This is a genomic window from Ruegeria sp. H7, assembly GCF_056532945.1.
The window spans coordinates 1-20138 of sequence record NZ_JBQFNZ010000013.1 but is presented as its reverse complement, the minus strand read 5'-3'; the positions used below and the strand labels follow the sequence as shown (position 1 = coordinate 20138).

The window sequence follows — 20138 nt, the reverse complement described above, 5'->3', positions numbered from 1 at the left end:
AAAGTCCATGACCTCGTGTCCGTTGTTTATTTTTCTCAGGTGCCCGGAATGGCGCGTCAGGTGGGTACCGCAGCATTTGCTTTGGTGCCGAGTGAGTAGCAAAAGTGCTTTGGGTGCAAGTCAGTTCTCTACTGAGGGTTTCTTCTTCGCAGCCTCGAACATTTCGTCAATCACGGCCAATAAGCGCGGGACTTCTTCGAATGCTTCCAGAGAGAGGGGGCATCCGTATGAAGAGCCGCCCGGATTACAAGACTTCACTCTGGGTATTGTCATCCATTTGAGAGTTATATGTGGCTGTGTCCCACCAGTCGCTTCCTTCAATGAAACTGTTGCAAATGTGCACAATGAGTCACACATGCCTAGAATATGCCTATCATTGATCAATGGGCGTTTTGACAACAGTCGTAAATCTCTTCCTCCTTTCTCATTTGGCTCACCAGAATAGAGAAGCCAAAAATCGTCGTTGAAAGACGGTTGATCAGCGCGGATGACCGCTTGGATTGAAGGTGTTTCGTCGACCTCAAAATCAAGCCAGCGGCCGATCTTGTTGTGGCCGTAAGGGTGATCATGAGAATTGAAATTTGTTATGGTTGAAACCATTCGATGGCCCCTACTATCGCGAAGAATTTTTGGAATGCCTGTGGCAAGCCCATAGAACGCCAGAAGATAGTGACAGCAGCTGGAGACTTTGAAACTGCCGCTGTCTGAGAAAGAGCGTCTGGTGTTGTTCTCTTCGTCCAGTTCGACATACCTGCCTGGCAAAAGTCCACCGGTGAAAGTGGGTGGTTTTTCGGTCATCAAGCCAATTGTCGGGAAATAGTACAGATCCGGCCCGAATTTGTAGGTAATGTAACCAACAGGAAACTGAGCGCAGTCTTCGACGGCGCATAGCTCTTGCCATTCACGGCGGAGTTTCTGAATTCTCTGTTCTTTCGCAGCTTCCTCCTGTTCTGACCTTGCTTTAAGGCCAAAATGTATGCTTGCGCCAAACAGGACAAGCCACAGCAAGAAAAGCCCGCCTATGAGTTTTAGAATGCGCTGCGCAATGTTCATTTGGATGATTTTTTAAATTCGACTTTTACTCACTGTAATTCCAGTACGCTGCGAAGCAATGCTCTTGCCAACCCCACCATTCCCCTATAAATGCCGCCTCTATCGTCTTCGGGCGAGATTCTCTCGTGGGAGGTTGCTGGGATCGCGATCCTGGTCCGAACCACGCAACATAATCTGGGTGGAACGCGTTTCACCTTAGTTGAAAGGAAAACCAAATGGCCAAGAAGCTTGCTGGTACAATGAAGCTGCAGGTTCCTGCAGGTCAGGCGAACCCGTCGCCGCCAGTTGGCCCCGCTCTGGGTCAGCGCGGCATCAACATCATGGAATTCTGCAAGGCGTTCAACGCCAAGACCGCAGACATGGAGCCCGGCGCTCCGTGCCCGACCGTGATCACCTATTATCAGGACAAGTCCTTCACCATGGACATCAAGACGCCGCCCGCGTCTTACTACCTGAAAAAAGCAGCTGGTCTGAAGCCGGTCGGCAAGCGTAACCGTCCTCGTGGCGCGGAAAACCCAGGTCGTGAGACCGTGGCAACCGTGACCTCAAAGCAGGTTCGCGAAATCGCCGAAGCCAAAATGAAAGATCTGAACGCCAACGACGTCGAAGGCGCAATGCAGATCATCCTGGGCTCGGCCCGCTCTATGGGCATCGAGGTGAAGTAAGATGGCAAAACTCGGTAAACGTACCCGCGCTGCGCGCGAAGCTGTCGCCGGCAAGGAAAACCTGTCGGTTGAAGATGCGGTTGCTCTGGTCAAGGGCAATGCAACCTCGAAATTCGACGAGACCATCGAAATCGCGATGAACCTGGGCGTTGACACCCGTCACGCGGACCAGATGGTTCGTGGCGTTGTCGGCCTGCCGAACGGCACAGGTAAAGCGATGCGCGTTGCTGTGTTCGCACGTGGCCCCAAAGCTGACGAGGCGAAAGAAGCTGGCGCAGATATCGTTGGCGCAGAGGACCTGATGGAAACCATTCAGGGCGGCACCATCGAATTCGACCGCTGCATTGCCACCCCGGACATGATGCCGATCGTCGGTCGTCTGGGTAAGGTTCTGGGCCCCCGCAACCTGATGCCGAACCCCAAGGTCGGCACTGTGACCATGGACGTGAAAGCGGCCGTGGAAGCAGCCAAGGGCGGTGAAGTTCAGTTCAAGGCGGAAAAAGGCGGCGTTGTGCATGCCGGTGTTGGCAAAGCGTCCTTTGACGAAGCCAAGCTGGTCGAAAACGTCCGTGCCTTCATCTCGGCTGTGGCCAAGGCCAAACCGTCGGGCGCCAAAGGCACCTATATGAAGAAAATCGCGCTGAGCTCGACCATGGGCCCGGGCGTGACTCTGGACGTGGCGGCGGCTGCGGGCGAATAAGCCCCGGCTTTCAGTCATTGGAAAATGGACCCGGGTCGTGCGAACGGCCCGGGTTTTTCTTTGCCTCAGGCGTTACAGAAAGATTTGCCGCAAGCGGGTTTCCAGGCGGTCGCGTTTACGTTCTTCAAACTGGCTGCAAATAAAATCCGGCCGCCACAGGCGCAGCCAGTCTTTCAGCAGGCGACCCCGCAGGCAGCAATCCAGGATCTCCATGTCGATGGGGTGGCGGTAGAGTTTGAAGAACATCTGCTTGTTGGTTTTCAGGATGCCGCTTCGGTCAACCTCGGGCTTGGGGCCGTCCCGGAATATGTCCGCTTTCAGGAAATCCACGATATCATAGACGGCCAGCTTGTCCCGTGCTTCGGTGAAATCCAGCCCGATAGTGGTGCCTTGACCCATGATCAGGTTCAGGCCGTGGAAATCTCCGTGCGAGAATACGCGCAGGTCGGGCCGGTTTCGAAGGCGCGCGGCTTCGGCCAAGAAAGCATCGACCATGGGCTGGCTGATCCGGGCGATATCGGGGGGAACGAGTGTTGACAGTTCGCGGATGTTGTCGGTCATCCAGCGCGGTCGGAACGCGTAGTCGGTCGGCTTCTGGATGCTGTGCAGGTGATGCAGCCACGACCCGGCGCGGCGGTAGATCTGGGCAACCTGTTTATCGTCGGTGCTGTTGTAGATCACATCAACGGCGGTGGGGCGGTCGACATATTCGGTGACCATGAACGCGCCGCCGGGCGACAGGAATACCGGGCGGACCACGCGGGCGGTCTCGTGCCGTCGGAAATGATCGTGCACGCGGGCCAGCACCTGGAATTCGTTGGGCAGCCGTCCGGATTCGGGTGAGATGGTATCGATCTTCAACGCGTAGTCCTGCGACGGGGTTTCGACCTTCATCACAAAGCGCGAACCGGGGAAGCCATGTGATCGGTAGACGCAATGAAGCCCGGTGATGTGGTCGCGCAGGTGATCGCGCGCAAATTCGTTGGCAAACTCGCGGGCCATGTCGTATTCGGAAATCGTAAGTGTCGGCATGGTCTCGCAAATCTGCGTCTGAATTTCTGCGCCCCGGCGGCGGGTCTGACAAGACAAGAGCGGTGCAATCGTGTCAATGGTCCGCCTGAACCGGACATACGGGCGATAGATCGCTGGTACGTGCAATTTACCCCTTGGAAACCGGACCTGTCTGCCCTAAGTAGACCTGCGGAATAAAGCGTGCGATTCGTCGTGCGCTTTCTTTCGTTTCGTCCAAGACGGTGGGTGGTGCCATCCGGCCCCTTAATTCCCTGCCTGAGACGGGTAAGACCAAAGAATTCTGAGGGTCCCACCCTCGGGCGCATTTTGGCCAATCCCGTAATAACGGACCTGAACGCCGGAGCGAAAGCTGCGGCAAATATGAGCCGGGGTGAGGTATCGCCCCTAACTTGGAGAGAACTGTGGATAGAGCCCAGAAAGAGAAAGTGGTCGAGGAACTCGGCCAAATCTTCGAAAGCTCTGGCGTCGTAGTGGTTGCTCACTACGCCGGTCTGACAGTTGCCGAGATGCAGGACCTTCGCGCACGTGCTCGTGACGCGGGTGGCTCCGTGCGTGTTGCCAAGAACAGGCTCGCCAAAATCGCCCTTGAGGGTAAGCCGTGTGCAAGCATGGCCGACCTGCTGACAGGGATGACCGTTCTGACCTATTCCGAGGACCCCGTGGCAGCAGCCAAGGTGGCCGAGGACTTCGCCAAGGATAACAAGAATTTTGAGATTCTTGGTGGTGCAATGGGTGAGAACGCTCTGGACCGCAAAGGCGTCGAAACAGTTTCGAAAATGCCGTCTCGCGAGGAGCTTATTGCTTCGATCGTGGGCTGCATTGGCGCACCTGCTTCGAACATCGCCGGCGCGATTGGCGCACCTGCATGCAACATCGCAAGCATCCTTTCCACCATCGAAGAGAAGGCGGAAGCTGCGTAAGCGGTTGGCACTGAATGATCTGCGTAGGGGAAACCCCCTGACGTTGGAACACACACTGTAAACGGAAAGAGCTGATAAAATGGCTGATCTGAAAGCACTCGCAGAAAGCATCGTGGGTCTGACCCTGCTGGAAGCACAAGAACTGAAAACCATCCTCAAAGACGAATATGGCATTGAGCCCGCAGCCGGCGGCGCAGTTGTCATGGCAGCCGGTGGCGACGCCGGTGGCGCAGCTGAGGAAGAGAAAACCGAATTCGACGTCGTTCTGAAGAACGCCGGCGCTTCGAAAATCAACGTGATCAAAGAAGTTCGCGGCATCACCGGTCTGGGCCTGAAAGAAGCCAAGGAACTGGTCGAAGCTGGCGGCAAGATCAAAGAAGGCGTCTCGAAAGAGGAAGCCGAAGAAGTCAAAGGCAAGCTGGAAGCAGCTGGCGCCGAAGTCGAGCTGGCCTAAGCCATCCGACAGGTGCATCGCTGATGCGCCACAAAATTTGGCTGGGTCCGGAGAAATCCGGGTCCAGCCGAACCTGTCTTAGAAAGGGCCTCAATCAAAGGGGCGTTTTCTAAGACACGGTTTTCGGATCGGGAGGCTGCCTTCGGGACGGTGGCCATGAATTGATCCGGACGTGTTGTCTCGATTGTGCAAGATGCCGGGGCCCGACGGTGTCTTTGCCCGCTGAGAACATCGAAAGGTGACATCTGACATGGCTCAAACGTTCCTTGGCCAGAAACGTCTTCGTAAATATTACGGCAAAATCCGCGAAGTGCTGGAAATGCCGAACCTCATTGAGGTCCAGAAATCTTCTTATGATCTTTTCCTGCGCTCCGGCGATGCAGAGCAGCCCACCGACGGCGAAGGCATCAAAGGCGTGTTCCAATCGGTTTTCCCGATCAAGGATTTCAACGAAACCTCCGTTCTGGAGTTCGTGAAATACGATCTGGAAAAGCCCAAATACGACGTCGAAGAGTGCATGCAGCGCGACATGACCTACAGCGCGCCGCTGAAGGTTACTCTGCGTCTGATCGTGTTTGATGTCGATGAGGACACCGGCGCGAAATCGGTCAAAGACATCAAGGAACAGGACGTGTTCATGGGCGACATGCCCCTGATGACGCCGAACGGGACGTTCATCGTGAACGGTACCGAGCGTGTGATCGTGTCCCAGATGCACCGCTCGCCCGGTGTGTTCTTTGACCACGACAAGGGCAAGACCCATTCCTCGGGCAAGCTGCTGTTTGCCTGCCGCATCATCCCGTATCGCGGCAGCTGGCTGGACTTTGAGTTCGACGCCAAGGACATCGTGTTCGCCCGGATCGACCGTCGTCGTAAACTGCCTGTGACAACCCTGCTCTATGCGCTGGGTCTGGATCAGGAAGCGATCATGGACGCGTATTACAACACCGTGTCCTACAAGCTGGACAAGAAGAAGGGTTGGGTCACGCCGTTCTTCCCCGAGCGTGTGCGTGGCACCCGTCCGACCTATGATCTGGTTGACGCCAAATCCGGTGAAGTGATTGCCGAAGCAGGCAAGAAGGTCACCCCGCGCGCGGTCAAGAAGCTGATCGACGAAGGCACCGTTACCGACCTGCTGGTTCCGTTCGATCACATCGTTGGCAAATATGTCGCCAAGGACATCATCAACGAAGAAACCGGTGCGATCTATGTTGAAGCTGGTGACGAGCTGACGCTGGAATACGACAAGGACGGCGACCTGATCGGTGGCACCGCGAAAGAGCTGATCGACGCGGGTATCACCGACATTCCGGTTCTGGACATCGACAACGTCAATGTTGGTCCGTACATGCGCAACACTATGGCGCAGGACAAGAACATGAACCGCGAAAGCGCGCTCATGGACATTTACCGCGTCATGCGTCCGGGTGAGCCGCCGACCGTCGAGGCTGCGTCCGCTCTGTTCGACACCCTGTTCTTCGACAGCGAACGCTATGACCTGTCCGCCGTTGGCCGCGTGAAGATGAACATGCGTCTGGCTCTGGACGCGCCGGACACCCTGCGCACCCTGCGCCGCGAAGACATCGTGGCCTGCGTCAAGGCGCTAGTTGAACTGCGTGACGGCAAAGGCGACGTGGACGATATCGACCACCTCGGCAACCGTCGTGTCCGTTCGGTCGGCGAACTGATGGAAAACCAGTACCGCGTCGGTCTGCTGCGCATGGAACGCGCGATCAAAGAGCGTATGTCGTCGGTCGAGATCGACACCGTCATGCCGCAGGACCTGATCAACGCGAAACCGGCTGCGGCTGCTGTTCGTGAATTCTTTGGCTCTTCGCAGCTATCGCAGTTCATGGACCAGACCAACCCGCTGTCGGAAGTTACTCACAAACGCCGCCTCTCGGCGCTTGGCCCCGGTGGTCTGACACGTGAGCGTGCGGGCTTTGAGGTTCGCGACGTACACCCGACCCACTATGGCCGGATGTGCCCGATTGAAACGCCCGAAGGTCCGAACATCGGTCTGATCAACTCGCTGGCCACTTTTGCCCGCGTGAACAAGTATGGCTTCATCGAAACACCTTACCGCGTTGTCAAAGACGCCGAGGTGACGGACGAAGTGCATTATATGTCCGCGACCGAGGAAATGCGTCACACCGTGGCGCAGGCGAACGCGACCCTGGACGCTGATGGCAAGTTCATCAACGATCTGGTGTCGACCCGCCAGGCCGGTGACTACACCCTTGCCCCGCGTGAGAATGTGGACCTGATCGACGTGTCGCCGAAGCAGCTGGTCTCGGTCGCTGCATCGCTGATCCCGTTCCTTGAAAATGACGACGCCAACCGTGCTCTGATGGGCTCGAACATGCAACGTCAAGCGGTTCCGCTGCTGCGCGCCGAAGCGCCGCTGGTCGGGACGGGCATCGAGGAAAAGGTTGCGATCGACTCGGGCGCTGCGATCCAGGCGAAACGCGCCGGTATCATCGACCAGGTCGATGCCCAGCGTATCGTGATCCGCGCCACCGAAGATCTGGAACTGGGCGACGCTGGCGTTGACATCTATCGTCTGCGCAAATTCCAGCGGTCGAACCAAAACACCTGCATCAACCAGCGTCCGCTGATCAAGGTGGGTGATACCGTCCAGAAGGGCGAGGTCATTGCCGATGGTCCGTCGACCGATATGGGTGAACTGGCTCTGGGTAAGAACGTGGTCGTCGCGTTCATGCCGTGGAACGGTTACAACTACGAAGACTCGATCCTGATCTCGGAACGTATCGCGCGTGACGACGTCTTTACTTCGGTCCATATCGAGGAGTTTGAAGTCGCCGCCCGTGACACCAAGCTGGGCCCGGAAGAGATCACCCGCGACATCCCGAACGTCGGCGAAGAAGCGCTGCGCAACCTCGACGAGGCGGGCATCGTTTACATCGGTGCGGATGTTGAGCCGGGCGATATTCTGGTCGGCAAGATCACTCCGAAGGGCGAAAGCCCGATGACCCCGGAAGAAAAGCTGCTGCGCGCCATCTTTGGTGAAAAAGCATCTGACGTGCGCGACACTTCGCTGCGCGTGAAGCCGGGCGATTACGGTACGGTCGTCGAGGTCCGCGTCTTCAACCGTCACGGCGTCGAAAAAGACGAGCGTGCGCTGCAGATCGAGCGTGAGGAAGTTGAACGTCTGGCCCGTGACCGGGACGACGAACTGGCGATCCTGGACCGCAACATCTATGCGCGTCTGCAGGGCCTGATCCTGGGTAAAACCGCTGTCAAAGGCCCGAAGGGCGTCAAGGCAGGCTCGGTGATCACCGAGGAGCTGCTGGAAACCCTGACCCGTGGTCAGTGGTGGCAGCTGGCGCTGGAAGGCGAGCAGGACGCACAGATCGTTGAGGCTCTGAACGAGCAGTACGAAGTGCAGAAACGTGCTCTGGACGCCCGTTTCGAAGACAAGGTCGAGAAAGTCCGCCGTGGCGACGACCTGCCGCCGGGTGTGATGAAGATGGTCAAAGTCTTCATCGCCGTGAAGCGCAAGCTGCAGCCGGGCGACAAGATGGCTGGTCGTCACGGGAACAAAGGTGTGATTTCCAAGGTTGTTCCGATGGAAGACATGCCGTTCCTTGCCGATGGTACGCCGGTTGACTTCTGTCTGAACCCGCTGGGTGTGCCTTCGCGTATGAACGTTGGTCAGATCCTTGAAACCCACATGGGTTGGGCCGCGCGCGGTCTGGGTCTGAACATCGACGACGCCTTGGGTGAATACCGCCGTTCCGGCGATCTGACCCCGGTACGTGAGGCGATGAAGCTGGCCTATGGCGAAGACGTCTACGAAGAAGGCATCACCGGTCTGGACGAGGATGGCCTGATCGAGGCTGCGGGCAACGTGACCCGCGGTGTTCCGATCGCAACCCCGGTCTTCGACGGTGCCAAAGAGGCTGACGTCAACGACGCGCTGGTGCGTGCGGGCTTCTCGGAAAGCGGTCAGTCGGTTCTGTTCGACGGTCGCACCGGTGAGCAATTTGCACGTCCGGTCACCGTTGGCATCAAGTACCTGCTGAAACTGCACCACCTTGTGGACGACAAGATCCACGCGCGTTCGACCGGGCCGTACAGCCTGGTGACCCAGCAGCCGCTGGGTGGTAAGGCGCAGTTCGGTGGTCAGCGCTTTGGTGAGATGGAGGTCTGGGCTCTGGAAGCTTACGGCGCCGCCTACACCCTGCAGGAGATGCTGACCGTGAAATCGGATGACGTCGCCGGCCGGACCAAGGTCTATGAGTCGATCGTCAAGGGCGAGGATAACTTTGAAGCGGGCGTACCGGAATCGTTCAACGTTCTGGTTAAAGAAGTCCGTGGCCTCGGCCTGAATATGGAACTCCTGGATGCGGAGGTTGAGGAGTAAGGGCGCTGCCCTTTCTCCCGTCCCCCCTTCCGCAAGATTTGAGGTAACAAATGAACCAGGAAATCACCAACAACCCGTTCAACCCGCTGACGCCCCCTAAGGTATTCGACGAGATCAAGGTCTCGCTGGCGTCGCCCGAGCGGATCCTGTCTTGGTCCTATGGCGAGATCAAGAAACCCGAAACCATCAACTATCGGACGTTCAAGCCCGAGCGTGACGGTTTGTTCTGCGCGCGTATCTTTGGCCCGATCAAAGACTACGAATGTCTGTGCGGCAAATATAAGCGGATGAAGTATCGCGGCGTTGTCTGCGAGAAATGCGGTGTGGAAGTCACCCTGCAGAAAGTCCGTCGTGAGCGTATGGGCCACATCGAACTGGCCGCGCCTGTTGCACATATCTGGTTCCTGAAATCGCTGCCGTCCCGCATCGGTCTGATGCTGGACATGACGCTGCGCGATCTGGAACGCGTTCTGTACTTTGAAAACTATGTCGTCATCGAGCCCGGTCTGACTGACCTGACCTATGGCCAGATGCTGACCGAAGAAGAGTACATGGATGCGCAGGATGCTTATGGCATGGACGCTTTCACCGCCAATATCGGTGCTGAAGCCATCCGTGAGATGCTGGCCCAGATCGATCTGGAAGCCGAAGCCGAGCAGTTGCGCGCTGATCTGGCCGAAGCAACTGGCGAGCTGAAGCCCAAGAAGATCATCAAGCGTCTGAAGGTTGTTGAATCCTTCCTCGAGTCGGGCAACCGTCCCGAATGGATGGTGATGACCGTGATCCCGGTTATTCCGCCGGAACTACGACCGCTGGTTCCGCTGGATGGTGGCCGTTTCGCGACCTCGGATCTGAACGATCTGTATCGCCGCGTCATCAACCGGAACAACCGTCTGAAGCGTCTGATCGAGCTGCGCGCGCCTGACATCATCGTCCGCAACGAAAAGCGGATGCTGCAGGAATCCGTTGACGCTCTGTTCGACAACGGCCGTCGTGGCCGCGTGATCACCGGCGCCAACAAGCGTCCGCTGAAATCGCTGTCGGACATGCTGAAAGGTAAGCAGGGCCGCTTCCGTCAGAACCTTCTGGGTAAGCGCGTCGACTTCTCGGGCCGTTCGGTCATCGTGACCGGCCCGGAACTCAAGTTGCACCAGTGTGGCCTGCCCAAGAAGATGGCGTTGGAACTGTTCAAGCCGTTCATCTACTCGCGCCTTGAGGCCAAGGGTCTGTCTTCGACCGTGAAACAGGCGAAGAAACTGGTCGAGAAAGAGCGTCCCGAAGTGTGGGATATCCTCGACGAGGTGATCCGCGAACACCCAGTCATGTTGAACCGTGCGCCGACGCTGCACCGTCTTGGCATCCAGGCGTTCGAGCCGGTCCTGATCGAAGGTAAAGCCATTCAGCTGCACCCGCTGGTCTGTTCTGCCTTTAACGCCGACTTCGACGGTGACCAGATGGCGGTTCACGTGCCCCTCAGCCTTGAGGCGCAGCTGGAAGCCCGTGTTCTGATGATGTCGACGAACAACGTTCTGTCGCCTGCAAACGGCGCACCGATCATTGTTCCGTCGCAGGATATGATCCTGGGTCTCTACTATGTGACTCTGGAACGCGAAGGCATGCCGGGTGAAGGCAAAGTGTTCGGTTCGATCGACGAAGTTCAGCACGCGCTGGATTCCGGCGAAGTGCACCTGCACTCGAAAATCACTGCGCGGATCACGCAGATCGACGACGAAGGCAACGAAGTTCAGAAGCGTTATGAAACCACTCCGGGCCGTCTGCGTCTGGGTGCATTGCTGCCGATGAACAACAAAGCGCCGTTCGATCTGGTCAACCGTCTGCTGCGGAAGAAAGAAGTGCAGCAGGTGATCGACACCGTCTACCGTTACTGCGGTCAGAAAGAGTCGGTTATCTTCTGTGACCAGATCATGTCGATGGGCTTCAAAGAAGCGTTCAAGGCGGGCATCTCGTTCGGTAAGGACGATATGGTCATTCCGGACGACAAGTGGGGCATCGTTGATGACACCCGCGGTCAGGTGAAGGACTTTGAACAGCAGTACATGGACGGCCTGATCACTCAGGGCGAAAAGTACAACAAAGTTGTCGATGCCTGGTCGAAGTGTAACGACCGCGTCACCGAAGCCATGATGTCCACGATTTCGTCGTCGGATCGGGCGGAGGACGGCTCTGAGCAGGAACCGAACTCGGTCTACATGATGGCCCACTCGGGCGCGCGTGGCTCGGTCACTCAGATGAAACAGCTGGGCGGTATGCGCGGCCTGATGGCCAAGCCGAACGGTGACATCATCGAGACGCCGATCATCTCGAACTTTAAAGAAGGTCTGACCGTTCTCGAGTACTTCAACTCGACCCACGGTGCCCGTAAGGGTCTGTCGGATACCGCTCTGAAGACGGCGAACTCGGGTTACCTGACCCGTCGTCTGGTGGACGTGGCGCAAGACTGTATCGTTCGTGAGATTGACTGTGGCACCGAGCGTGCGATCACAGCCGAAGCCGCTGTGAACGACGGTGAGGTTGTCGCCTCGCTGGCCGAGCGTGTGCTGGGTCGTGTGGCCGCCGACGACGTTCTGCGTCCGGGCACGGATGAGGTGATCGTCGCGGCCGGTCAGCTGATCGACGAACGCATGGCGGACACCATCGATGAAGCTGGTGTTGCCTCAATGCGCATCCGCTCGCCTCTGACCTGTGAGTCCGAGGAAGGCGTCTGTGCAACCTGCTACGGTCGTGACCTTGCACGCGGTACCATGGTGAATACAGGTGAAGCTGTCGGCATCATCGCCGCGCAGTCGATTGGTGAACCCGGTACACAGCTGACCATGCGGACCTTCCACATCGGCGGTGTTGCCCAAGGTGGTCAGCAGTCGTTCCAGGAAGCCAACCAGGAAGGCGTTGTCGCATTCGAGAACCCGCAGATTCTGGTCAATGCCGCAGGTGAAAGCCTGGTCATGGGCCGGAACATGAAGCTGGTGATCAACGACGAACACGGCGAAGAGCGCGCCAGCTTCAAGCTGGGCTACGGTTCCAAGCTGTTCGTCAAGGACGGCACCAAAGTGGCCCGTGGCGACAAGCTGTTCGAGTGGGACCCCTACACCCTGCCGATCATCGCCGAGAAAGCCGGTACCGCGAAGTATGTCGACCTGGTTTCGGGCCTTGCCGTCCGCGATGAGACCGATGAAGCAACCGGCATGACCCAGAAGATCGTGATCGACTGGCGCGCGGCCCCGAAAGGCAGCGACCTCAAGCCCGAGATCATTCTGGTTGGCGAAGATGGCGAGCCGGTCCGCAACGATGCGGGCAACCCGGTTCACTATCCGATGTCGGTGGATGCGATTCTGTCGGTCGAAGACGGTCAAACCGTCGAAGCCGGTGACGTTGTCGCGCGTATCCCGCGTGAAGGTGCCAAGACCAAGGACATCACCGGTGGTCTGCCGCGTGTGGCTGAACTGTTCGAAGCCCGTCGTCCCAAGGATCACGCGATCATCGCAGAAGCCGATGGTTACGTGCGCTTTGGCCGCGACTACAAGAACAAGCGCCGCATCAGCATCGAACCGGCTGACGAGTCCATGGAGACCATCGAGTACATGGTGCCCAAGGGCAAGCACATCCCGGTCGCCGAAGGGGACTTCATCCAGAAGGGTGAATACCTGATGGACGGTAACCCGGCTCCGCACGACATCCTGTCCATCATGGGTGTCGAAGCGCTGGCGGATTACATGATCGACGAGGTGCAGGATGTTTATCGTCTGCAGGGCGTGAAGATCAACGACAAGCACATCGAGGTCATCGTGCGCCAGATGCTGCAGAAGTGGGAGATCCTGGATTCAGGCGACACCACCCTGCTGAAAGGCGAACATGTCGACAAGCAGGAGTTCGACGCGGCCAACGAGAAGACACTCTCGCGTGGCGGTCGTCCGGCTCAGGGTGAGCCGATCCTGTTGGGGATCACCAAAGCCTCGCTGCAGACGCGTTCGTTCATCTCGGCGGCGTCCTTCCAGGAAACCACGCGTGTGCTGACCGAAGCTTCGGTTCAGGGCAAGAAGGACAAGCTGGTTGGCCTGAAAGAGAACGTCATCGTCGGACGTCTGATCCCCGCCGGTACAGGTGGTGCGACCCAGGCCGTCCGCCACATCGCGCAGTCGCGTGACAACGTGGTCATCGAAGCCCGCCGGGAAGAAGCCGAAGCCGCCGCTGCTCTGGCCGCCCCGGCATTCGACGACGACATGGTGGGGGATGAGCTGGACGTTCTGGTGGAAACCCCGGAAAGCCGCGAGTAAGCTTGGCATCGAAAGAATAGAAAAGGCCCTACGCTTGCGTGGGGCCTTTTTTGTTTTGTGTTTTGACACCTGTAGCGACGGTATTTTTGGAAGGTCGGTTGGGTCAGGTACGGCTCCGGCTGCCGCAATTAGCGAACAGTTCTGCCAGCTGTTGTAACGGGCGAATAGACGGCAATATTCGGCTGTAATCATAATGACCTCACATTTTTGGGATTTTTTGAGAGAAGCGGGCGATTTGCGTCGAGTGTGAGCAAATACGCCAAGCCCGGTGCAGCCTGCGGCTGTATCGGGTGCCAATCAGTTTACAGGTGCTACCGTTTTTGGATAGGCCCTTCCGGCCTGGACAGGTGTCGCCCCACACCACCGTCATGCTGGGCGAGATCATTGATTGATGAGTTGACATTTCAGCGACCTGAAAGACCAATGCCCAAAAGCATTTGTATTTGGATCAGACCAGAATGACCCCCAATGTCAGAGGTGCCCTTTTGATGATGGGCAGCATGATGGCCTTTACCGTCAACGACACTCTGGTGAAGGTTGCGCTGCAGGACCTGCCTTTGTTTCAGTTGATTGCCATGCGAGGTGTGCTGGCGACGGTGTTGATCTATCTGCTGGCCCGGCATCTTGGGGCGCTGCATCTGAACTTTCCGCGGCATGACAAAATCCTGGTTGCCCTGCGGTGTCTGACGGAATTGTCGGCCACGTTCTTCTTTCTGGCGGCCTTGAAAAACATGCCGCTGGCGAATGTGACGGCGGTTTTGCAGGCGTTGCCGCTGACCGTGACGCTGGGGGCAGTGCTGTTTTTCAATGAAAGCATCGGTTGGCGGCGGATGATCGCCATTGCGATTGGGTTCGCCGGAATGCTGCTGATTGTCCGCCCGGGGCCCGAAGGGTTCAACCTGTATGCGGTCTATGCGCTGATTGCGATGCTGTCGGTTACTGTGCGCGATCTGATCACGCGGCGCATGTCGGCACAGGTGCCTTCGATGGTGGTCACTCTGGCGACGTCCTTGTCAATCACGGTGACGGCGGCGATCATCTCGGTGTTCGAAGGCTGGGTGCCGGTTGCGCATGTAACCGGTGGGTTGGTAGCGGCTGCGGCCGTGTTTGTTCTGATGGGATATACGTTCAGCGTGATGGTGATGCGGGTGGGTGAGGTCGGATTTGTCGCCCCGTTCCGCTATTCCAGCCTGCTATGGGCGCTGGGTCTGGGCTGGCTCGTTTTTGGGGATTGGCCGGACAGCGTCACGCTGATGGGTGCGGCCTTGGTTGTCGTGGCGGGGCTGTTCACCCTGCTACGCGAGCGGTCGCTTCAATCGGACGACTGAACCTTCCGCAGAGCATCCGGATCAATCGCAAAGCGCTGGCGCAGGATCTGTTCATCGGCGGGCCGGACAGGCGTCAGGTCATTCAGGTTTTTCCGGGCCTGAGGAGAGTCGTTATGCGCATGCAATGCGCGCACCCACATCGGGCTGTCCGGCAGGGTGACAACGGGCATGACCCGGCCGATCCTGTTGTGGGTGAAGTTCATGATGGATTTTGGGTTGCCTGCCGCGACATACATCCCCAGCCCGGCAGTCACCAAGGGTCGGTGAAGCTGCGAGGTAAGAATGTCTGTGTCCCTGGAATGCAGCAGGTAGCCGCTGTTGAAGTCGATGCCCACCGTTTCGTGGTGTTTCAGGGTTCCGTCGCAGTCCCGCGCCGCCAATCGCAAGCGTTGGACAAAGTCGATGGCGACGGCGTCGTCATCGTCGTGGCGGAATTGCAGGCAGGGCTGGTCCGGGTCCTTGCGCGCTGCATTCAGCACCTCTTGCATGACTTTGCGGTGCCGCTTTGGCGGTTTGGGGATGATCTGCACCTGCGGCAGGTCCTGCGTGATGTCGCGTAGCCGGTGCAGGGCCGGTTCGGGCAGACACTCGCCGACAACGATCAGAAACTGGAAGCGCTCATCCGTCTGGTGCAGCAGACCGGGCAGGGCAAGCGTTTCGAAAAGGTGAAAGCGCTGCTCCAACCTGACCGGGTCATAGAGAAAACGCCGCCGATCCTCGATCGTGTCATGCATGACTTGAAAGCCGCCAATGGCAGGGTATGAAAACCGACACAGACCGATAACCTGCATCATGGCCGGTCGTCCGGTTTTTTGCTGTGGGCTTCCCGCACGGCATCGGAGTCGATGGCAAAGCGGGCGATGAATTCCCCGGCTTGCTGCGGCGTCAGTGGGTGAAGTTCGGTCTTGTCCGTCCGCGCATGGGGCGAGTCGTTGAACCCGTTCAACCCGCGCACCCACATCGGCGCATCAGGTTGGCTGATCACCGGCATGAACCGGGCCAATCGGTTGTGCAACCGGTCGAATATGGTTCTGCTGCTGCCGCCCTGAACAAACATCCCAAGGCCGACGGCCAACAGCGAGCGCATGACGGCGGTGGCCTGAATTCCATCCGACCCGAACCGCGCAAGATAGCCTGAGTTGAAATCGATCCCGACACTCTCATACCGTTGCATCAGGCCTGCGTTGTCGTTTGCCGTCCGGCGCAGCCGTTCGACAAAATCCACCGAGACTGCGTCGTCGTCATCATTTCGGAACTGGATGCAGGGCTGATCCGGCGTCTGGCGTGCGGTGTTCAGAACGTCGCGAACCACAGCTTTGTGCGGCGCGGGGTCCATCTGGACAATTTGGATCTGGCGCACGTCGGACGTCACGTCTTGCAGTCGCTCAAGAAAGGGTTTGGGTAAACAGGTTCCGGTCAGCAGGATCAGATCGAAATCCGGGTCGGTCTGTTCGCGAAAACAGGGCAGGGTGGTTGTTTCGAACAGGCGGAACCGTTCTTCCAGCCGGGCGGGGCTGTATAGATAGGCCCGCCGGTCCTCGACCGTGTCATGCAGGATTTGAAAGCCGTCAGTGGCGGGAAAGGAAAAACGGCACAGGCCGAGGATTTGCATGATTCACCCGCTGGGACATCCGATGCGGCGACTATGCCCGCGCATCCGATGGGCTGCAACGAACGGAACGATTGCCAAACCGGAGCACGCCCTGATAAATCGCCGCGATACGGCCAGTTGACTTGCAGACCGGGTGCGCTGTTGACACTTGGGCCGACTCCCCTTAATACGCGCGACATCTCGGTACCGGGGGCCGCCCCATAACCGATTTCAGTAATGAACTGGTCAAGGCCCGGACAATTTTGCCGTTCGCGCCCTCTGATAACCAACCGCGACGTTCACCTCGGAATGGGAACGCTCGCGGATTTTGCGCTTGTGGACGCATGAGTGCAGCAAATTTAACCGCACGCAACCCGCGTGCATGTCATGTGTGTTGCAAAACGGGGAAGAAACCGGAATGCCAACTATTCAACAGCTGATCCGCAAGCCGCGGCAGCCCAAAGTAAAACGCTCGAAGTCCATGCACCTGGAGCAGTGCCCGCAGAAACGCGGTGTCTGCACACGTGTTTATACAACCACACCGAAGAAACCGAACTCGGCTATGCGTAAGGTTGCCAAGGTGCGCCTGACCAACGGGTTCGAGGTGATCTCGTACATCCCCGGTGAAAGCCACAACCTGCAGGAACACTCGGTTGTTCTGATCCGTGGCGGCCGTGTGAAAGACCTTCCCGGTGTGCGTTACCACATCCTGCGCGGTGTTCTGGATACTCAGGGCGTCAAAGACCGTAAGCAACGCCGTTCGAAATACGGCGCGAAGCGTCCCAAGTAAGAAGGAGAGGCTGATATGTCACGTCGTCACGCCGCCGAAAAACGCGAAGTCCTGCCTGACGCCAAATTTGGCGACAAGGTTCTGACCAAATTCATGAACAACCTGATGATCGACGGCAAGAAGTCGGTCGCAGAGCGCATCGTCTACAACGCGTTTGACCGCGTTGAGAACAAGATCAAGCGCGCACCGGTCGAAGTGTTCCACGAAGCGCTCGACAACATCAAACCGTCGGTCGAGGTTCGCTCGCGCCGGGTTGGTGGTGCAACCTATCAGGTTCCGGTCGAAGTCCGCCCCGAGCGCCGCGAAGCTCTGGCCATCCGCTGGCTGATCACCGCTGCCCGTGGCCGCAACGAAAACACCATGGAAGAACGCCTCGCCGGTGAACTGCTGGACGCTGTACAGTCCCGCGGTACTGCCGTGAAGAAGCGCGAAGACACCCACAAGATGGCCGAGGCGAACAAAGCCTTCAGCCACTACCGTTGGTAATTCAGAGGCTTATCAAAAATGGCACGCGAATATCCGCTCGAACTGTACCGTAACTTCGGTATCATGGCGCACATCGACGCAGGTAAGACCACCTGCTCGGAGCGTATCCTGTATTACACTGGTAAATCCCACAACATCGGTGAGGTGCACGACGGTGCAGCCACCATGGACTGGATGGAGCAGGAGCAGGAACGCGGCATCACCATCACTTCGGCTGCGACCACCACTTTCTGGGAACGCACCGAGGACGGTCAGACCGCCGATACCCCCAAGCACCGCCTGAACATCATCGACACCCCCGGCCACGTTGACTTCACCATCGAAGTCGAACGCTCGCTGGCGGTTCTCGACGGTGCCGTCTGCGTTCTGGACGCGAACGCCGGTGTTGAGCCCCAGACCGAAACCGTGTGGCGTCAGGCTGACCGCTACAAGGTTCCGCGTATGGTTTTCGTCAACAAGATGGACAAGATCGGCGCAGACTTCTTTAACTGCGTTCGCATGATCGAAGACCGCACCGGCGCACGTGCTGTTCCGGTTGGTATTCCGATCGGCGCCGAGTCCGAGCTGGAAGGTCTGATCGACCTGGTCACCATGGAAGAGTGGCTGTGGCAGGGCGAAGATCTGGGCGCAAGCTGGATCAAAGCACCGATCCGCGACAGCCTGAAAGACATGGCTGACGAATGGCGCGGCAAGATGATCGAAGCGGCCGTCGAAATGGACGACGACGCGATGATGGAATACCTGGAAGGCAATGAGCCCGACGTTGAGACCCTGCGCGCCCTGCTGCGCAAAGGTACGCTGGACATCGCGTTCGTTCCGGTTCTGGGTGGGTCTGCGTTCAAGAACAAAGGCGTTCAGCCGCTGCTCAACGCTGTGATCGACTATCTGCCCAGCCCGCTGGATGTTGTCGATTACATGGGCTTCAAGCCCGGCGACGAGGAAGAAGTTCGTGACATCGCCCGTCGTGCAGACGACGAGATGGCCTTCTCGGGTCTGGCGTTCAAAATCATGAACGACCCGTTTGTAGGCTCGCTGACCTTTACCCGGATCTACTCGGGCACCATGAACAAGGGTGACTCGATCCTGAACTCGACCAAAGGTAAGAAAGAGCGCATCGGTCGTATGATGATGATGCACTCGAACAACCGGGAAGAGATCGAAGAAGCGTTTGCAGGCGACATCATCGCGCTGGCGGGTCTGAAAGACACCACCACCGGTGACACCCTGTGTGATGCGAAGGATCCGGTGGTTCTGGAAACCATGACCTTCCCAGATCCGGTGATCGAGATCGCAGTTGAGCCCAAAACCAAGGGCGACCAAGAGAAAATGTCCCAGGGTCTGGCCCGTCTGGCCGCCGAAGACCCGTCCTTCCGTGTGGAAACTGACCTGGAATCGGGTCAGACCATCATGAAGGGTATGGGCGAACTTCACCTGGACATCCTGGTTGACCGTCTGAAGCGCGAGTTCAAGGTTGAAGCGAACATCGGTGCACCGCAGGTGGCCTATCGTGAAACCATCTCGATGCCGGTCGAGCACACCTACACCCACAAGAAACAGTCGGGTGGTTCGGGTCAGTTCGGTGAAGTTAAGCTGGAAATCCAGCCGACCGAGCCGGGCGAAGGTTATTCGTTCGAAAGCCGCATCGTTGGTGGTGCCGTTCCGAAGGAATACATCCCGGGTGTTGAAAAAGGCATCAACTCGGTCATGGACAGCGGCCCGCTGGCTGGCTTCCCTGTGATCGACTTCAAGGTTGCCCTGCTGGACGGTAAGTTCCACGACGTTGACTCGAGCGTTCTGGCGTTCGAAATCGCGGCCCGTATGTGTATGCGTGAAGGTATGCGCAAAGCTGGCGCGAAGCTGCTGGAACCGATCATGAAGGTCGAAGTGATCACCCCGGAAGAATATACCGGCGGTATCATCGGCGACCTGACCTCGCGTCGTGGCCAGGTGTCTGGTCAGGAACCGCGCGGCAACGCGATCGCGATCGACGCGTTCGTTCCGCTGGCGAACATGTTCGGCTACATCAACACCCTGCGTTCGATGTCGTCGGGCCGTGCCCAGTTCACCATGCAGTTCGACCACTACGATCCGGTTCCGCAGAACATCTCGGACGAGATCCAGGCGAAATACGCATAAGCGAAGATTTGAGGGAGCTCCGGTCAGGGGCTCCCTTCATTACCGAAAAAGGAGGCCATCATGGCAAAGGAAAAGTTTGAGCGTACAAAACCGCACGTCAACATCGGCACGATTGGCCACGTTGACCATGGTAAAACGACGCTGACCGCAGCAATCACCAAGTATTTCGGTGACTTCAAAGCGTATGACCAGATCGACGGTGCGCCGGAAGAAAAAGCGCGCGGCATCACCATCTCGACCGCCCACGTGGAATACGAGACCGACAACCGCCACTATGCGCACGTTGACTGCCCCGGCCACGCCG

The 20138-nt window shown here is 57.9% G+C and carries 15 protein-coding genes; 11 read left to right on the top strand and 4 right to left on the bottom strand.

Annotated elements, in window-relative coordinates:
* Positions 1–120: 120 nt before the first annotated feature.
* Positions 121–1053 carry a hypothetical protein gene (locus ACR0AC_RS20065; RefSeq protein WP_170455065.1) on the bottom strand — a complete coding sequence of 311 codons (933 nt, stop codon included), beginning with the start codon at positions 1051–1053 and terminating at the stop codon, positions 121–123.
* A 215-nt stretch (positions 1054–1268) separates the two neighbouring features.
* Between ACR0AC_RS20065 and rplK the strand changes: the two genes are divergently transcribed.
* Entirely contained in the window at positions 1269–1718 is a 450-nt protein-coding gene (gene rplK, locus ACR0AC_RS20060; protein ID WP_010440985.1) for a 50S ribosomal protein L11, read from the top strand.
* Position 1719: 1 nt separating this feature from the next.
* Complete coding sequence (gene rplA / locus ACR0AC_RS20055) at positions 1720–2418, top strand: 50S ribosomal protein L1 (protein WP_170455063.1); 699 nt, start codon at positions 1720–1722, stop codon at positions 2416–2418.
* A gap of 72 nt (positions 2419–2490) precedes the next feature.
* On the opposite strand, the gene ACR0AC_RS20050 is transcribed toward rplA, so the two are convergent.
* Complete coding sequence (locus tag ACR0AC_RS20050) at positions 2491–3450, bottom strand: aminoglycoside phosphotransferase family protein (protein WP_170455061.1); 960 nt, start codon at positions 3448–3450, stop codon at positions 2491–2493.
* Positions 3451–3851: 401 nt separating this feature from the next.
* Between ACR0AC_RS20050 and rplJ the strand changes: the two genes are divergently transcribed.
* The 5 genes from rplJ (at position 3852) to ACR0AC_RS20025 (ending at position 14831) form a co-directional block, all read left to right on the top strand.
* On the top strand, positions 3852–4370 hold the full coding sequence (gene rplJ, locus ACR0AC_RS20045; RefSeq protein ID WP_480875651.1) for a 50S ribosomal protein L10: 519 nt from the start codon (positions 3852–3854) through the stop codon (positions 4368–4370).
* 79 nt (positions 4371–4449) lie between these two features.
* A complete protein-coding gene (gene rplL / locus ACR0AC_RS20040; RefSeq protein ID WP_170455057.1) occupies positions 4450–4824 on the top strand; it encodes a 50S ribosomal protein L7/L12 in 375 nt (124 codons plus the stop codon).
* A gap of 250 nt (positions 4825–5074) precedes the next feature.
* Positions 5075–9211 carry a DNA-directed RNA polymerase subunit beta gene (rpoB, locus tag ACR0AC_RS20035; protein WP_480780922.1) on the top strand — a complete coding sequence of 1379 codons (4137 nt, stop codon included), beginning with the start codon at positions 5075–5077 and terminating at the stop codon, positions 9209–9211.
* A 50-nt stretch (positions 9212–9261) separates the two neighbouring features.
* The gene (gene rpoC, locus ACR0AC_RS20030; RefSeq protein WP_480875647.1) at positions 9262–13503 is read left to right on the top strand and encodes a DNA-directed RNA polymerase subunit beta'; all 4242 of its coding nucleotides are present in this window, start codon (positions 9262–9264) and stop codon (positions 13501–13503) included.
* A 458-nt stretch (positions 13504–13961) separates the two neighbouring features.
* Positions 13962–14831 carry a DMT family transporter gene (locus ACR0AC_RS20025; RefSeq protein WP_480627306.1) on the top strand — a complete coding sequence of 290 codons (870 nt, stop codon included), beginning with the start codon at positions 13962–13964 and terminating at the stop codon, positions 14829–14831.
* Here ACR0AC_RS20025 and ACR0AC_RS20020 read toward each other — a convergent pair.
* Complete coding sequence (locus tag ACR0AC_RS20020; RefSeq protein ID WP_480875644.1) at positions 14816–15625, bottom strand: putative rhamnosyl transferase; 810 nt, start codon at positions 15623–15625, stop codon at positions 14816–14818. The two genes, ACR0AC_RS20025 and ACR0AC_RS20020, sit on opposite strands and share 16 nt — an antisense overlap.
* A complete protein-coding gene (locus tag ACR0AC_RS20015) occupies positions 15622–16443 on the bottom strand; it encodes a putative rhamnosyl transferase (protein ID WP_480875641.1) in 822 nt (273 codons plus the stop codon). The genes ACR0AC_RS20020 and ACR0AC_RS20015 overlap by 4 nt, the downstream gene beginning before the upstream one ends.
* 397 nt (positions 16444–16840) lie before the next feature.
* On the opposite strand from ACR0AC_RS20015, the gene rpsL reads away from it, so the two are divergent.
* The 4 genes from rpsL to ACR0AC_RS19995 all read left to right on the top strand — a co-directional run.
* On the top strand, positions 16841–17212 hold the full coding sequence (gene rpsL / locus ACR0AC_RS20010) for a 30S ribosomal protein S12 (RefSeq protein WP_005621086.1): 372 nt from the start codon (positions 16841–16843) through the stop codon (positions 17210–17212).
* A gap of 15 nt (positions 17213–17227) precedes the next feature.
* A complete protein-coding gene (gene rpsG / locus ACR0AC_RS20005) occupies positions 17228–17698 on the top strand; it encodes a 30S ribosomal protein S7 (protein WP_039529242.1) in 471 nt (156 codons plus the stop codon).
* 18 nt (positions 17699–17716) lie between these two features.
* Positions 17717–19834 carry an elongation factor G gene (gene fusA, locus ACR0AC_RS20000; protein WP_480586628.1) on the top strand — a complete coding sequence of 706 codons (2118 nt, stop codon included), beginning with the start codon at positions 17717–17719 and terminating at the stop codon, positions 19832–19834.
* A gap of 60 nt (positions 19835–19894) precedes the next feature.
* The coding region (locus ACR0AC_RS19995) for a GTP-binding protein (protein WP_244327575.1) at positions 19895–20138 on the top strand (244 nt) is incomplete at its 3' end.